This window comes from Mesorhizobium sanjuanii (assembly GCF_002529485.1).
Lineage (GTDB): Bacteria > Pseudomonadota > Alphaproteobacteria > Rhizobiales > Rhizobiaceae > Mesorhizobium > Mesorhizobium sanjuanii.
The window spans coordinates 1-16,038 of the sequence record NZ_NWQG01000130.1; the positions used below are offsets into that span (position 1 = coordinate 1).

Here is a 16,038-nt window from a genome sequence, read left to right on the forward strand (position 1 = left end):
CCTTATGAGGATCGGCCTGTGTTGCATGAATGCACCACAGGCCGCTGAAAAGGCATAGGCGTTCAGACGACGCCGAACCGCCACAAAAATGTGCGATTGGCCGGCGATAGCGTTGCCGGGCAAGGCGGTTATGGTTTATGGCTGCTGCCGACAACTGGTGCATGTCGCTCAAAAGTGGGTGCCGGTTGGGGGCAACGACATGCAAAGTGCATCAAAATAACGCCGAAAGGGCGGAATCCAATCATGGTCTTCAAGCGAGTTGGTCAATCGAAAGCGCCACAACGGGCTGTTTTCCTGGCGCTTTCGGTGGTTGTTCCATCGCTCTTCCTTGCGGCCTGCATGTCATCCGAGAAGGATGTCGATCTGTCGACCTATGTCGAGCAGACCGAGCCGGCAGACGTCCTCTACAACCAAGGCCTCGCCAATCTGAACGCCGGTCGCCTGGATGAGGCGAGCAAGAAGTTCGACGCGGTCGACCGCCAGCACCCCTATTCGGAATTCGCCCGCAAATCGATGGTGATGGGTGCTTTCGCCGACTATCGCAAGGGAAGCTATGACGAGGCGATCGGTTCGGCCAAGCGCTATCTCACCCTCTACCCATCGACGGACGACGCCGCTTATGCCCAGTATATCATCGGGCTCAGCTACTACCGGCAGATCAAGGACGTCACCCAGGACCAGAAGGAAGCGCGTCAGACCGTGCAGACCATGCAGGATCTGGTAACGCGCTGGCCCGATTCGGAATATGTCGACGACGCCAAGGAAAAGATCCGCTTCGCCACCGATCAGCTCGCCGGCAAGGAGATGCAGATCGGCCGCTACTATCTCGAACGGCGCGAATATATCGCGGCCGTCAAGCGGTTCCGCACTGTGGTGGAAAACTATTCCAACACGCGCCATGTCGAGGAAGCGCTTGCGCGCCTGACCGAGAGCTACTATGCGATGGGGCTGACATCGGAAGCGCAGACCGCCGCAGCCGTTCTCGGCACCAATTACCCCGACAGCCAGTGGTACAAGGATTCCTACAAGCTCCTGCAAAGCAACGGGCTTGCGCCGCGCGAGAATGCCGGGTCGTGGATATCCAAGGCCGGGAAGCTGATCACCGGCGCCTGATGCAGGCGTAGCGATGCTTTCCAGATTGTCGATCCGCGATATCGTTCTGATCGAGAAGCTGGACATCGACTTCTCGTCCGGCCTTTCGGTGCTGACTGGCGAAACCGGAGCCGGCAAATCCATCCTGCTCGACGCGCTGTCGCTGGCGCTTGGCGCCAGGGGCGATGCCTCGCTGGTGCGCCATGGCACGGCGCAAGGCCAGGTCATTGCCGTGTTCGATGTGCCGCGCAACCATCCTGCCCGGGTGCTGCTTGCCGACAACGCCATCGAGGATGACGGCGACATCATCCTGCGCCGCGTGCAAACGGCGGACGGCCGCACCCGCGTCTTCGTCAACGACCAGCCGTCCAGTGTGACGCTGATGCGCGATGTCGGCCACGCCCTGGTCGAGATCCACGGCCAGCACGACGAGCGCGCCCTGGTCGACCCAGGCGCGCATCGCGAATTGCTGGACAGTTTTGGCGGTCATCTCGGCACGGTCCGTGCGACAGGCGAGGCGTGGCGCTATTGGCGCAGCTGCGAACAGGATTTGGCCAGGCACCGCGCCAAGGTCGAGGCAGCGGCGCGCGAGGCCGACTATCTCAGGGCCGCGGTCGCCGAATTGACGAAGCTCGATCCCCAGCCCGGCGAGGAGACCGAACTGGCGGAACTGCGCGCCACGATGATGCGGGCGGAAAAGATCGCCTCGGAAATCCATGACGCGCAGGACGTGCTCTCCGGACCGTCCTCGCCCTTGCCGCAGCTCGCCAGCCTGCTCAGGCGCCTGCAGCGCAAGGTGAGCGAAGCGCCGGGCCTGCTCGACGATGTGGTCAAATCGCTCGATGAGGCGATGCTTTCGCTCGACGCGGCGCAGTCCGGTGTCGAAGCCGCGCTTCGCGCTGCCGAATACGATCCGCAGCGATTGGAGAAGGCGGAAGAGCGGCTGTTTTCGCTGCGCGCCGCCTCGCGCAAGCACAGCGTGGCGGTCGACGATTTGGCGCAACTGCGCGACACGATGGTCGCCGACCTGGCCGATCTCGATGCCGGCGAGGAGCGCCTGCACGGATTGGAAAAGCAGGCCGCGGCCGGGCGCGAGGCCTACGATATTTCGGCGGCGCAGCTGTCGTCGCTTCGCCATGCCTCGGCGGTCGGGCTGACCAAGGCGGTCATGGCCGAACTGCCGGCGCTGAAGCTGGAACGGGCCGAATTCATCGTCGAGATGACGAGCGATGCCGACAACCGCATGGAGGAGGGTATCGACCAGGTCGAATTCTGGGTGCGCACCAATCCCGGCACCCGGCCAGGGCCGATGATGAAGGTCGCTTCCGGTGGCGAGCTGTCGCGCTTCCTGCTGGCGCTGAAGGTAGCGCTGGCCGACCGCGGCTCGGCGCCGACCCTGGTCTTCGACGAGATCGACACCGGCGTTGGCGGCGCGGTGGCGGACGCTATCGGCCAGCGGCTGGCGCGGCTGGCGAAACGCGTGCAGGTGCTTTCGGTGACGCACGCGCCGCAAGTGGCGGCGCGGGCGGCGACGCATTTCCTGATCTCCAAATCCGGCGGCGCCGACAGGGTTGCAACCGGCATCGCCGAGATGGATCGGGCGGCGCGCCAGGAGGAGATCGCCCGCATGCTGGCCGGCGCGACCATCACCGACGAAGCCCGCGCCGCGGCCGAGCGGCTGCTGCGCGAGAATACGGCCGCGGCTTAGCCACACGCCATCCGATACCTAAAGCCCGGCCTTTCGGACAGAGTCAGGATATGGCTCCATCCCGCTGTTCAGGAATGATTTTCCGGGGCCTGGTCTCTCCCTCATGGGAGAATCCTGTTCTATTGTGTCGCGCTACGTCCAGGGAAGAAAAACATGTCGGAAAAATCTGTCGATTCGCTCAGCGAAAGCGAGGCAGCCAGCGAGCTGAAGCGGCTGGCGGCGGAGATCGCCGAGCACGACCGGCGCTACCATACCGAGGACGCGCCGGTAATCACGGACGCGGAGTATGACGCGCTGACGCGGCGCAACCTCGCCATCGAAGAGCGCTTCCCCGACCTGGTGCGTGAGGATTCGCCATCGCGCCGGGTCGGCTCGCCGCCGGCGGAGGGCTTTGCCAAGGTGCGCCATGCGGTGCCGATGCTCAGCCTCGCCAAGGCCTATACCGACCAGGACGTCGCCGATTTCATCGAACGCGGCAGGCGGTTCTTCGACCGCGACAAGGATCTCGACATCGCTTTCACCGCCGAGCCGAAGATCGACGGGCTGTCGGCTTCGCTGCGCTATGAAGGCGGCGTGTTCGTGCAGGGCGCAACGCGCGGCGACGGCACGGTCGGCGAGGACATCACCGCCAATCTCAGGACGATCGCCGACATTCCCAAGCGCCTGAAAGGCTCGGGCTGGCCCGATGTCATCGAGATACGCGGCGAGGTCTATATGACCTATGCGGAATTCGAGGCGCTGAAGCAACGGTCGGCGGCGGCCGGTGGCCAGGACTACGTCAATCCGCGAAACACGGCGGCCGGGTCCCTGCGCCAGAAGGATCCAGCCGTCACCGCCAGCCGCAACCTCAGGTTTTTTGCCTATGCGTGGGGCTATACGACGGCGGATCCTGCTCCGACGCAGTACGATTCGGTGCAGAAATTCAAAGAGTGGGGCTTCAAGATCAGCCCGCTGATGGTGCGCGCCAAGTCGGTCGAGGAATTGGTCGCGCAATACCACCTGATCGAGGAGCAGCGCTCATCGCTGGGCTACGACATCGACGGCGTCGTCTACAAGGTCGACCAGTTGGAGCTGCAGCGCCGGTGGGGTTTCGTCACCGGCGAACCGCGCTGGGCCGTCGCCCACAAATTCCCGGCCGAGCAGGCGATGACGACGGTGCAGAGGATCGACATCCAGGTCGGCCGTACCGGCACGCTGGCGCCGGTTGCAAGGCTTGCGCCCGTCACGGTTGGCGGCGTGGTGGTCGAAAATGTCACGCTTCACAATGAAGACTATATCAAGGGCCTGGACAGCACCGGCCAGCCGATCCGTGACGGCATCGATGTGCGCATCGGCGACACAGTGGTGATCCAGCGGGCAGGGGACGTCATCCCGCAGATCGTCAGCGTCGTCGTCGACAAGCGGCCGCCCGACGCCGTGCCGTACGAATTTCCGCACAAATGTCCGATTTGCGGCTCGCCGGCGACGCGCGAGATCAACGAGAAGACCGGCAAGGAAGATTCCCGCCGCCGTTGCACCGGCGAACTGATCTGCCCCGCGCAGGCCGTGGAAGGCTTGCGCCACTTCGTGTCACGCGGCGCGCTGGATATCGAGGGGCTTGGCGCCGAGAACATCGACATCTTCTTCAACGCGGGACTGATCAAGACAGCCGCCGACATCTTCACGCTCAGGGATCGGCGTCCGGCGGTGACCAAGGCGCTGGCCGAGCGGCGCGAGGAGCAGGCCAGGCAGCGCGAGGCCGCATCGGGCAAGACCCGCAAGAATGTGCGCAGCGTCGAGGAACGCAATTACGAAGGCCTCGACAAGCTTTTCGCCGCCATCGACTCTCGCCGGGAACCGGAACTCGACCGCTTCATCTTTGCGCTGGGCATCCGCCATATCGGCGAAACGACGGCAGCCGTGCTTGCCCGGACCTTCTCGACCATCGAGGAGCTGATCCGCGTCGGCAAGGAGACGGCGGCGGCGGCCGATCCGCACACCGTGTTCCCATCGATCAACGGCATTGGCGACACGGTGATCGGCGCGCTGCGCGATTTCTTCGGCAACGAGCGCAATGACGACGTGTTGGATGCGCTGCTCGCGCAGGTCCATCCGAAGCCGTATATCGTGGACGTCTCGGCCGACAGCGAGGTCGCCGGCAAGACGATCGTGTTCACGGGCACGCTGGAAAAGATGACACGGCCTGAAGCCAAGGCGATGGCGGAACGTCTCGGCGCCAAGGTCGCGGGCTCGGTTTCCGCCAAGACCGATCTGGTCGTCGCCGGACCGGGCGCCGGCTCCAAGCTCAAGCTCGCCACCGAACTCGGCATCGAGGTGATCGACGAGGACGCCTGGCTCGCGCGGATCGGCAAGGCGTGATGGCCGGCACGTTCAACGGTTTCGGCCAGAAGGCCATCCCATTTCTCAGGGCGCTCGACTTTCACCAGAGCCGGGAGTGGTTCCAGGAGAACCGCGGCCTCTACGAGCGCGAGCTCTATGAGCCGTTCGGAGATCTGGTCGAAACGCTCTCCGGACGCTTCGCTGCGGCGGGGCTGGGCTTGCGGGGCGATCGCAAGAAATCGCTGTTCCGCATCAACCGCGACGTGCGCTTTGCCAAGGACAAAAGGCCCTACAACAGCCATCTGTCGGCCATCCTGTCGCCGGATGGCACCAAGATGGAGCAGGGCGTGTTCTTCGTTTACATCGGGCTCGACCGTTGCTTTGCCGGCGTTGCCTGGTGGCAGCCTGGCCCGGAGCTGCTCCAGGCCATGCGAAAGGCGATCGCCACCAAACCGGCGGAATTCCGCGGCCTGATCGGCGGGCTTAAGAAAGCCGGTCTCGAACTCGACACGGAAGGATGCATGAAACGGGCGCCACGCGGCTTCGAGCAGGTCAGCGAAGCCGATCTCGCCCAGGCTGTCCGCAACCGGCATTTCGTCGTCCGCCACACGATCGACCCCGCCGGCATCCACACGCCGGCCCTGGTCGAAGAGCTTGTCGATTTCACGCTGCGCGCCAGGCCGCTGCTCGACTGGGGCAGGGCGATCCAGGGCAAGGTTTCGGCGAGTTAGAGTTTCCGGTGCGGTCCGATCACTTCCATGACGGTTACATCCGCATCAAGAGACCACCATCAACGGGAAGTTCGATGCCGGTGATGTAGCTTGCCGCGTCGGAGAGCAGGAAAAGTGCCGCGTTGGCCATGTCCTGCGGGGTGCCGATCCGGCCGAGCGGCGCGTAGCTGGCGACCGCGGAGCGCTTTTCCTCCGTGTCCCAGCGCGCCTGCAGCGGCGTCAGCGCCATGCCCGGACAGATGGCGTTCGAGCGGATGCGGTCCCCGGCAAGCTGCATGGCCAGCGATTTTGACAGCGCGCAAACGCCCGCCTTCGACGCCTGGTAGGCATCCTGCGGGTTCGCGTCGCCGCGATACCACTGGATGGTCGAGAAGTGGACCATGGCCCCGCCGCGCCCGCCGGAGCGCATATGGGGAACGACCGATCGTGCCGTGTGAACGAAGGATTTCAGATTGATGTTGAAGACCTGGTCCCAGACGTCGAGATCCATGTCGAGGGCAGACCGGTCGCGACCGAACCAGAGCACGCCGGCGACATTGGCGAGATAGTCGATGCCGCCGCGCTCGCGGCCCGCCGTGCCGACGACCTGTTCGACGAAGGCGGCGTCGGTGAGATCGCCTTGCGCGAAATTGAGCCTGTCGTCATAGGATGCGAAGGACGCCGGACGAACCTTCACGTCGATAGCGGTCACGGAGGCTCCCGCTTCGAGCAGCGCAAGCGCGATCGCTTCGCCCATGCCGCCACCGGCGCCAGCGACAACCGCGTGCTTGCCGGTGAAATCATAAACGATCATCTGCTTTCCCTCATGTGCTCCGCCCAACGCGATCGCCGGACAATAGGGGCGGATAAAAATTCCATCAAGCGGTATTAGAAAAAATTTGCCAAAATGGAAAATCGCGATATCGTGCCCGGATGACTTCCCAGTTCGAACGGATTTCACGGCCATGAATTTGCATCCCGGTGCGCGGACCTTCTCCGTGACCTCTCCCGTCGATGGTTCGACCTATGTGACGCGCTTCTATGCCGACGGCACCGCAATCGAGGCCGCGCTGACGCGGGCTCGGGCGGCATTGCCGTCCTGGCGGCGGATGCCGCTGGGCGAGCGGCTGGCGATCCTGCTGCGCTTCGGCGAGGAGATGAAGGCGCGGGCAGCACCGCTCGCCGAGATGGTCGCATGGCAGATAGGCCGCCCGCTGTGGCAGGCGGATGAGACGCCGCGCCTGGCGCTGATCGGACAGCTGCTTTCCGACATCGCTCCGCAAACGCTGGCGGACGTGCCTTATCCCTCCGACGAGACCATCCGCCGCTACGCCCGGCCGGTGGCGGGAGGCCTGCATCTGTCGATCTGCGCCTGGAACTACCCGACAGCCATGCTGGGTTATCTGGTGACGTCGCCGCTTGCGGCCGGCAATGTCGTGATCTTCAAGCATTCGCCGCAGACACCGCTGATCGCCGAGGTGGCCGAGGAGGCTTTCCGCGCCGCCGGCGGTCCCGAAGGCGTCTTCCAAAGCTTGCATCTCGATCACGCGGACGCGGAGCGCCTGATTGCCTCCGGCACCTTCAATGCGGTGAACTTCATCGGCTCGGTCAATGGCGGCCGGCGCGTCCATGCGGCCGCCGCCGGCACCTTCACCCAGGTGCATCTCGAGCTCGGCGGCAAGGACCCGACCTATGTTCGGGCCGATGCCGACCTCGATGCGGCGATACCGCTGATCGCCGAAGGCACATACTCCAATGCCGGCCAGTCCTGCTGCTCGGTCGAGCGCATCTATGTCGACCAGGCGATCCATGACCGCTTCGTCGACGCTCTTGTCGCCGAGACTGCGAAATGGACCATCGGCCATCCGATCGGCGAGAAGCCGATGGTCGGCCCGGTGGTGCGGGCGAGCGCCGCCGACACGATCCGCGATCTCACCGACAGCGCGGTGCGGGCAGGGGCGCGGCGCCTGATGCCGCAGGACGGCGCCCTCAAGGCCGCGGGGCTTGGCGCCGCCTATGTCGCACCGGAAGTCCTGGTCGGGGTCGACCACGGCATGCAGATCATGCGCGACGAGCTGTTCGGGCCGGTGGCTTGCATCCAGCCGGTCGGCAGCGACGATCAGGCGCTTCGGTTGATGAACGACAGCGATTTCGGCCTCAGCGCCTCGATCTGGACGCAGGACATCGATCGCGGTGTGGCGCTGCTTGACGAGGTCGAGGCAGGCACCGTCTATCTCAACCGCTGCGACCATGCCGACCTGCATCTGCCTTGGGGCGGCATCAAGAATTCGGGCCTCGGCCGCACCAATGGCCGCGCCGGGCTGACAGAAGCGACGGCGGCGAAAGCCTATCACGTCCGCTCCGTCATCGGCTGAATTGGATGTCGGTGGTGAACGCTGCGAGCCTTGCAGGACTTGACGATGCGACCGTCGAGGTGCTGGCCGCAGCCAGTGTCGAGGGGCTGTTGCCCGGCGCGGCGAGCCCTTATCTACTGATCGCCGAGCACGCCGGCAATCTCGTGCCGGCCCCATGGCAAGATCTTGGCCTGGCAGTGCCCTATCTCGGCACGCACTTCGCCGTCGATATCGGCATCGACGCCTTGACGCGCCGGCTCTCGCGGACGTTGCGGGCGCCAGCCGTGATCGCGCATTATTCGCGGCTGTTCCTCGACTACAACCGCCCGGCGGGCGAGTGGGACTTCATGCGCCCGGATCTCGGCGGCATCCCGGTGCCCGGCAATCTGACGCCCGATGCGGCCGATGTCGGGCTGCGCAAGTCCATTGCCTGGGCGCCGGTCGAACAGGCGATCGTCGAGACTGCGGCAGGCAGGCAAGCGCTCGTCTCGATACACTCTTTTACTCCGGTGATGGGCGGCATCAGACGCGATGTCGATATCGGCGTGCTGTGGCGGGAGCCGTCACCCTTCGTCACCTCGGTTCTCAAAACCCTTGGCGCGCACGGCGCCGAGGCGGGACTTAGGATCGGCGACAACGCGCCCTATGACTGGCGTCAGGCGGTTGGCTACACGCTGAACCGCCATGGGCTCGAGCAGGGCAGGCCCTGCCTCTATCTCGAAGTCCGCAACGACCTGCTTTCCGACGCCGAAAATTTCGAGCTTGTCAGCCAGACCCTGGAGACCGCCTTTGCCACCGTCGCGATGTCACTATGGCCGGAATCAGGCTTAGTCGTCTAAGGGTTGGCCGTCTAAAGGCTGGACGCCCTCAGGCCACCCCGCTAGAGCTTGTCGAATTGGAAACACGACAGCCAAGGGCGTGGGCGATGCAGGGCAATGTGGGCAGCAAGATCCGGGATGCGCGCAAGGAGCAGAACATCACGCTGCGCGACCTCAGCGAGCGCTCCGGCCTTTCGGTCTCGCAACTGTCGAAGCTCGAGAACGGCAAGGCGCGCCTGACTGTCGATGTGGCGCTGATGATCGCCGGCGTGCTGCATGTGCCGGTGGCTTCCTTCCTGTTCAGCCCGAAGCCGGGCATGCAGGCGCGCCGCTCGATCACACGCGCCGGCAGCGGCATCCTGCATCAGGGCAACGCCATGGAATTCGAGGTGTTGTGCAGCGATTTTCGCGACAAGACCAACATTTTCTGGCGGGTTACGCTGCGGGCAAGGAGCTTTGAGGAGAATGGCGGCTGGCGCAGCCATTCGGGCGAGGAGTTCATCCATGTGCTCAGCGGCAGCCTGGAACTGCACACGGTCCACTATGACCCGACGGTGCTGCAACCGGGCGACAGCATCCTGTTCGACGGCGAAATGCGGCACGCCTATATCGCGCTCGGCGACGAGCCCGTGGTCATGCTGATGTCGAACACGGTTCCGCGTGACGGGCTGCCGGCTGGCGCCGGGGTCTGATCCCGACCGGCTGGATTCCGGGCCGGATTAAGCTCTCACAAGAATATTTTCTAAAATGGAAAAAAATACTTGTTATGGAAAAGTCAGGGGTCTAGCATCCTGATGACCGGCTGACAGGAGAAAAAGCCATCGGCCGGGATGGGAGAGGTGACCGATGCTGTCGGTTGAGGCAGTCAGCAAGACCTTTGGCGGCGTGCAGGCCTTGCGCAGTGCTTCGCTGTCTTGCGCGGCCGGCGAAATCCTCGGCTTGATCGGTCCCAACGGTGCGGGAAAATCCACCCTGGTCAACGCCATCGCCGGTGTGCTCAAGCCGGATGCCGGCAGTGTGAAGCTGGCAGGCAAGGAAATCACCGGCCACGGTCCCGAGCATTGCGCGCGGGCCGGGGTCGGCCGGACCTTCCAGACCATCCGGCTGTTCAGGGATTTGACCGTCCGGCAGAATGTCGAGGTCGCACACATCACCTGTCGCTCGGTTCGCCCCGATGTCGCGGCCCGCATCGGCGTCGACAGGCTGCTTGCCCAGTATCAGCTGGACGGCTTCGCCGATATTCCGGCGGGGACATTGTCCTATGGCAGCCAGCGCCGGCTCGAAATCGCCCGCGCGCTGGCGCTCGGTCCGTTGCTGCTTCTGCTCGACGAGCCGGCGGCCGGGCTCAATGAGGATGAATCCGAGACGCTGGCGGTGGCGATCGAGGGCATTCGCCGCGATGTCGGCTGCGCGACCATCGTCATCGATCACGATCTGCGTTTCATCAACCGGCTGTGCGACCGGCTCTGCGTCATGGACCAGGGCCAGGTGATCGCATCCGGGCAGACCGAAGAAGTGTGGCGCGATCCGCGCGTCATCGAGGTTTATGTCGGTCAGGCCGAGACGTCGTGACGGCGCCTGGGAACTGCAACAACAAGGAAGAAGGAGGGGTTCAATGGACAGGATGATCTTGGGAGCCGCGATTGCCGCGGCTGGGCTCTTGCAAGTGGCGTATGCCGGCGCCGCCGATCTGAAGATCGGGCTCGCCGTGGCGATGACCGGCACCTATGCGCCTTACAGCGAGGCCGAAGGCGCTCGCTGCATGGCGGACAAGTTGAACAAGGCGGCCGGCGCCGGCGATCCCAAGATCGAGCTGATGATCGAGGACAACCGCTCCGACCCGCAGCTTTCGGTTTCGCTCGGCCAGAAATTCCTCGATGCCGGCGCGCAGGTCATCACCGGCGTGCCGTTCCCGGATGCGCTGATCCCGACCGCCCAGATCGCGGAGCCCTATGGGGCCACCGTGTTTTCGGCGCCGAACACCCAGATCGAGATGCAGCAGGCCGGCCTCGACAATTTCATCGCCGGCGCCGTGCCTGATCCGATCAATGCGGCCGCCACCGCCGACGCGCTCTACGGCAAAGGCGCGCGCACCGTGGCGCTGCTGGTCTCGCCGGATGCCGGATCCTATTCCGAGAAGCTGCCGGAATGGTTCGGGGAGGTGTTCGAGCATCTCGGCGGCAAGGTTGTCTCCAAGCTGAACTATTCCTGGGGCACCACCGACTGGTCGCCGCAGATCGCCAGCATCAAGGCATTGCCGCAGAAGCCGGACGCCATCCATGTCTGCGGCGTGCTGCCCGATGTCGGCATCCTCATTCGCCAGCTGCGCGCCAATGGCTATGACGGCTGGGTCGCCGGCTGCGATGCCTTTGACGACAAGTCGCTGGAAGGAACCGTCGGCGATCCGGCATCGCTGGAGAAGGTGATGTTCGCCACCCATGGCGCGACCGGCGTCGACAGCCCGATCGACCACTTCCTGGCGCAGTGCAAGGCCGATGGCTACAAGATCAACGGCATCTTCGACGCGCTCGGCGCGGATATGGTGCAGATCAGTTATGAGGCGGCGAAGAAGTCCGGCACCGTAGAGCCCGCCGCCTTGCGCGAAGCGATCCGTGCACCCGGCGGCTATCCCGGCACGACGGCGCCGATCATCTCCTTCGCCGAAAAGAAGGGCTATCCGGTCAAGGCCGTGCCGGTGATGGGATTCGCGAACGGCAAGCGCGTCCTCATTACCGATACGCAGCCGACTTTCGTCCCGGCGTTGAACTGATTGGCAAAGCTGTTTTGATGATGCCGCGAGCGACAATCCGGGCTGGTTCGTGCTGAAGGTCGAGAATCTGAGCGTGCGCTACGGCGCGGTTGCCGCCGTGCGCGACCTGTCGCTGTCGGTAGGGCAGGGCGAGCTTGTCGCCCTGCTCGGTCCGAACGGCGCCGGCAAGAGCTCGACCATCAACGCCCTGACAGGCCTTGTCTCGCCGTCGGCCGGCCGTATCGTTCTTGACGGTCAGGATATATCGCGCGTTCGAACCGAGGACCGCATTCGCGCCGGCCTGACGTCGACGCCGGAAGGCCGGCACATCTTCGCCAATTTGACGGTTGGCGAGAACCTGCGGCTGGGCGCGGCGACGCGGCGCGACGCCCGCGGCGTGCGCCAGGACATGGAGCGCTTCCTCGCTCTGTTCCCGGTCCTCGCCGAACGCTACGCGCAGGCAGCCGGCACGCTTTCGGGGGGCGAGCAGCAGATGCTGGCCATTGCGCGGTCGCTGATGTCGCGGCCCAAGCTTCTGCTTCTCGACGAACCTTCTCTGGGGCTGGCGCCGAAGATCGTGGTGCGGATCTTCGATTTCATCGGCCAACTCAAGGCCGAAGGGCTGACGCTGCTGGTGGTCGAGCAGAACGCCAGGCAGGCGCTGCGCTTTGCCGACCGCGTCTATGTCATGAGTTCCGGCGCGCTTCGCTTCGACGGACCGCCGTCCGGGCTTGCCGACGAACATGGCCTCCTCAACCTCTATATCGGCGGGTAGGCGCGGCATGGACTACGCTCTGCAGCAACTTCTGAACGCACTTGCCTTCGGTGCGGAATATTCGCTGGTGGCGCTTGGCCTGGCGGTGGTGTTTTCGATCATGGGGCTGGTCAACTTCGCCCATGGCGAGATCATCGGCGTTTCGGCCTACAGCGTGTTCCTGGCGGCGGCGCTGGGGCTGACGTCGCCAATCGTCGCGGTTCTGCTTGCCATCGCGGCGGCGGCGCTGGCGGCGGTCGTCTTCGAGCGCGTGGCGTTCCGTCCGGTCCGCTATGCGCCGACGACGACGGGGTTGTTGACTGCCTTCGGCGTCAGCATTGTCGTGCAGAACCTGTTCATGCTGCTGATCTCGCCGAAGCCGCAATCGGTCTCGATCCTCAATGGCCTGAACCAGATGTGGTTCTTCGGGCCGTTCGCGGTGTCGTCGCTTCAGGTCATGGAATTGATCGTCTCCGGCCTCACCATCCTGGCCCTGGTGCTTTTCCTGAACCGGTCGACGCTCGGCCTGGCCATCCGCGCGGCCTCACGCGATTTCGCCACCGTTCGCCTGATGGGCATCAGGGCCAACCGGGTGATTGCCACCGCCTTTGCCATTTCGGGCGCACTGGCCGGCATCGCGGCCGTGTTCATCATGGCGCGGCGCGGCAGCGTCTCGCCCGATCTCGGCTTCAGCCTGGTGCTGAAGGCTTTCGTCGCCTGCGTCATTGGCGGCTTCGGCTCTTTTCCCGGCGCGGCGGTCGGCGGCATGTTGCTCGGCTTCATCGAAGTCGGCCTCCTCGTCGCCCTGCCGCAGGAATATGGAGGCTTCAAGGACGCGCTTACCTACGGGATCATCGTCGCGCTCCTCGTCTACCGACCGGAAGGCCTGCTTGGCCAACGGGTGGAACTCGGCGACAAGGAGATCTGAGGGTGGCAGGATTTGAGGTGGCGAGATCAGAGATGTCGCAGGCGATCGAAGATACCGCACCTGCCGCTGCCGCACGGCCCGGTGGCGCGCTGGCGCGCTCGCTCATCGGCGGGCTGGTGACGTCGTTGCCGGTGCTGGTGGTCGGGCTGCTGATCCTGAACTTCGCGCCGACCTACTACACGTTCCTGGCGCTCGGCGCCTTCGTTAACCTGATCGTCGTCGTCGGCCTGCAAGTGTTCATGGGCAACAGCAACATCGCCAATCTCGGCCACAGCGCCTTTGTTGGGCTTGGCGCCTATGGCGTGGCCATCCTGTCGACGCCGCTGGCGATGAAGAAACTGTCCATTCCAAACGCGCCCTTCGGTTTCGCGACGCTCGAACTCGATCCAGTCTCGTCGGCGCTGCTCGCGCTGCTTGCGGTCGGCATTCTAGCCCTGGTCAGCGGCAAGGTCGTCAGCCGCCTTTCGGGCGTCGCAGCAACGATTGTCAGTCTGGCGTTGCTGATCATCGTCCATTCGGTCTTTCTCAATTGGACCGACCTGTTCAAGGGCAACCAGGCCTTCTTCGGCATCCCGAAGGTGGTTGGCCTGCCCTGGATGATGGCGATGTCGGTCGTGGTGATCGTGCTGGCGCGGCTGTTCAAGGACAGCCGCTGGGGTCTGCAACTGAGGGCCAGCGCCCAGAGCCCGCAAGCCGCTGCCGCGCTCGGTATCGATGCCCGGCGGCTGCGTCTCGTGTCATGGGTGCTGTCGGCGCTGATCTGCGGCCTGGCTGGCATTCTCTATGCCTATTTCGCCGGCACGATCAGCCCGAAGCTGTTCTACTTCCAGATGATCTTCAACACGCTGGCGATGCTGATCCTCGGCGGCATGGCGACGGTGACGGGCGCGGTGACCGGCGTCATCGTGCTTTCGGTCGGGCTCGAATTCATCCGAAGCATCGAATCGGGCGTCACGATCGCCGGCATCCAGCTGCCGCAATTGCTCGGTCTGTCGGGCGTGGCGCTTGGCGTCGTCATCGTGCTTTGCATGGCCTTCCGGCCAAGCGGCATCAGCGGCCGCTACGAACTGGATGAGCTGCTGTCGCGATTTTTCAGGCGCGCAAAATAGCGAAGCCTGGTGTTTCTTGGTGGAGGTTTGAAAGTGGAATTTGAGGATAGGGTCGCGGCGTATGCGCCCGAGCTTAAGGCGTTGCAGAGCAAGCTGGCAGCCGACGGCGTCGAATTCATCGAGATCCATACGGTCGACACGTCAGGCGCCTTCCGCTCGAAGATCGCGCCGCTCAAATTGTCGAGCCATGGCGAGTCGATCAATGCCATCCTCTATTGCGTTACCCATGGCGACGGCCAGCCGATGGGTGATGTCGCCTTCGCCTCGGCAAGCGCCAACGAAGAGAACGGCTTTCCCAACATAAAGGGCATCGTCGACCCGGCGACCGTCGTCCAGCACGGCTGGAAACCGAAATTCGCCTCGGCCATCACCCGCTCCTACATGCTCGACGGCGCGGTCTGCCCGTTCGATCCGCGCGGCGTTCTGGCCAAGGTCGAGGAGCGAGCCAATGCGCTAGGCTATGAAGCGCGCTTCGCGCTCGAATATGAGTTCGGCATCTTTCACGCCGACCATGATTTGATGCGCGCCGGGCGCTATCGCGAGTTGAAGCCCTGGGGCCATTCGCTGATCAACTATGATCTGGTGCGCAGCGGCGAGTACCAGGATTTCGCTGCCGAGTTCATCACCCGTATGAAAAGCATCGGCATCGGTGTGGCCTCGCTGGTGACCGAATATGGCTTTGGCATGTATGAATACGCGCTGACGCCGAAGACCGCGCTGCAGGCGGCCGACGACGCCATGCGCGCCAAGCTGCATCTGCGCGAACTCTGCGCCGAACGCGGGCTGGTGGCGACCTTCATGACGCGGTTCCAGCCGCCAGGCAAGGAAAGCGCCTGCGGCGCGCACCATCATGTCAGCCTGTGGCGCGACGGCCAGCCGGCCTTCGCCGCCGGCCCAAACCGGCTGACGCCGGTCGCCGAGAAATTCCTCGCCGGCGTGCTCAACCGGATGCAGGAAACGCACCTGCTGTTCCGGCCGACCGTCAATTCCTATCGCCGTTTCGATCGTGGAGCGTGGTCGCCGGAAGACGTCGCCTGGGGGTTCGAGAACCGCACCGCGCCGATCCGCGCCATCACCACGCCCAATGATGATGCCTGCCGGCTGGAGCATCGCGCGCCCGGAGCCGACATCAACCCGTATCTGTCGATTGCGGCGATCCTGGCGGCGGGCTGCGAGGGCATAGAGAAGGATTTGACGCTGGAGGCACCGGTGACTTCAAACCTTGCCAATCTCGACAAGCCGAAATTGCCGCGCACGCTCAACGCCTCGATCGAGGCTTTCGCAACGTCCGATTTCTGCGCCGAGGCCTTCGGCGAGGTGTTTCGCGACAATTACGCCGAGAGCCGGCGCGCCGAACAGGCTGCCTTCGACGCCTGGCAGGCGTCGCACATCACCGACTTCGAATGGCAGCGCTATTTCGTCAGTTGAGCGAGCGAATTTGCCCGCACCTTGTGCCTGGCGCGGCGGCGGCGATCATTTCGGCTGATCGTTTGGCTC

14 protein-coding genes are annotated in these 16,038 nt (G+C 64.3%); 13 read left to right on the plus strand and 1 reads right to left on the minus strand.

The window, feature by feature from the left end; translation table 11 throughout:
* The first annotated feature begins 243 nt into the window (after positions 1 to 243).
* From CN311_RS19715 to CN311_RS19730, 4 genes are all read left to right on the plus strand, one after another.
* Positions 244 to 1,113 (plus strand): outer membrane protein assembly factor BamD, encoded by an 870-nt coding sequence (locus tag CN311_RS19715; protein WP_097575404.1) that lies wholly within the window; start codon positions 244 to 246, stop codon positions 1,111 to 1,113.
* A 13-nt stretch (positions 1,114 to 1,126) separates the two neighbouring features.
* Positions 1,127 to 2,800, plus strand: coding sequence for a DNA repair protein RecN (recN, locus tag CN311_RS19720; protein WP_097575405.1), 1,674 nt, complete (start codon positions 1,127 to 1,129; stop codon positions 2,798 to 2,800).
* A 153-nt stretch (positions 2,801 to 2,953) separates the two neighbouring features.
* Positions 2,954 to 5,158 (plus strand): NAD-dependent DNA ligase LigA, encoded by a 2,205-nt coding sequence (gene ligA / locus CN311_RS19725; protein ID WP_097575406.1) that lies wholly within the window; start codon positions 2,954 to 2,956, stop codon positions 5,156 to 5,158.
* Positions 5,158 to 5,850, plus strand: a complete 693-nt coding sequence (locus tag CN311_RS19730) for a DUF2461 domain-containing protein (RefSeq protein WP_097575407.1) — start codon at positions 5,158 to 5,160, stop codon at positions 5,848 to 5,850. Before ligA ends, CN311_RS19730 begins: the two co-directional genes overlap by 1 nt.
* Before the next feature lie 34 nt (positions 5,851 to 5,884).
* Here the strand turns inward: CN311_RS19730 and CN311_RS19735 are convergent, their stop codons facing one another.
* Positions 5,885 to 6,643: an SDR family NAD(P)-dependent oxidoreductase gene (locus CN311_RS19735; RefSeq protein WP_097575408.1), complete on the minus strand. Its 759-nt coding sequence runs from the start codon at positions 6,641 to 6,643 to the stop codon at positions 5,885 to 5,887.
* Between the two features lie 151 nt (positions 6,644 to 6,794).
* On the opposite strand from CN311_RS19735, the gene CN311_RS19740 reads away from it, so the two are divergent.
* From CN311_RS19740 to CN311_RS19780, 9 genes are all read left to right on the plus strand, one after another.
* A complete protein-coding gene (locus tag CN311_RS19740) occupies positions 6,795 to 8,204 on the plus strand; it encodes an aldehyde dehydrogenase family protein (RefSeq protein WP_097575409.1) in 1,410 nt (469 codons plus the stop codon).
* 14 nt (positions 8,205 to 8,218) lie between these two features.
* Positions 8,219 to 9,022: an N-formylglutamate amidohydrolase gene (locus CN311_RS19745; RefSeq protein ID WP_165779767.1), complete on the plus strand. Its 804-nt coding sequence runs from the start codon at positions 8,219 to 8,221 to the stop codon at positions 9,020 to 9,022.
* Positions 9,023 to 9,108: 86 nt separating this feature from the next.
* Positions 9,109 to 9,693: a helix-turn-helix domain-containing protein gene (locus CN311_RS19750; RefSeq protein WP_097575411.1), complete on the plus strand. Its 585-nt coding sequence runs from the start codon at positions 9,109 to 9,111 to the stop codon at positions 9,691 to 9,693.
* A gap of 154 nt (positions 9,694 to 9,847) precedes the next feature.
* Positions 9,848 to 10,573 carry an ABC transporter ATP-binding protein gene (locus tag CN311_RS19755; protein WP_097575412.1) on the plus strand — a complete coding sequence of 242 codons (726 nt, stop codon included), beginning with the start codon at positions 9,848 to 9,850 and terminating at the stop codon, positions 10,571 to 10,573.
* A 43-nt stretch (positions 10,574 to 10,616) separates the two neighbouring features.
* Complete coding sequence (locus tag CN311_RS19760) at positions 10,617 to 11,771, plus strand: ABC transporter substrate-binding protein (RefSeq protein ID WP_165779768.1); 1,155 nt, start codon at positions 10,617 to 10,619, stop codon at positions 11,769 to 11,771.
* A gap of 49 nt (positions 11,772 to 11,820) precedes the next feature.
* A complete protein-coding gene (locus CN311_RS19765) occupies positions 11,821 to 12,525 on the plus strand; it encodes an ABC transporter ATP-binding protein (RefSeq protein WP_097575414.1) in 705 nt (234 codons plus the stop codon).
* 7 nt (positions 12,526 to 12,532) lie between these two features.
* Positions 12,533 to 13,432, plus strand: coding sequence for a branched-chain amino acid ABC transporter permease (locus CN311_RS19770; protein WP_097575415.1), 900 nt, complete (start codon positions 12,533 to 12,535; stop codon positions 13,430 to 13,432).
* 2 nt (positions 13,433 to 13,434) lie between these two features.
* Positions 13,435 to 14,541 carry a branched-chain amino acid ABC transporter permease gene (locus CN311_RS19775; RefSeq protein WP_245440883.1) on the plus strand — a complete coding sequence of 369 codons (1,107 nt, stop codon included), beginning with the start codon at positions 13,435 to 13,437 and terminating at the stop codon, positions 14,539 to 14,541.
* A 33-nt stretch (positions 14,542 to 14,574) separates the two neighbouring features.
* On the plus strand, positions 14,575 to 15,969 hold the full coding sequence (locus CN311_RS19780) for a glutamine synthetase family protein (protein WP_097575417.1): 1,395 nt from the start codon (positions 14,575 to 14,577) through the stop codon (positions 15,967 to 15,969).
* Positions 15,970 to 16,038: the final 69 nt, after the last annotated feature.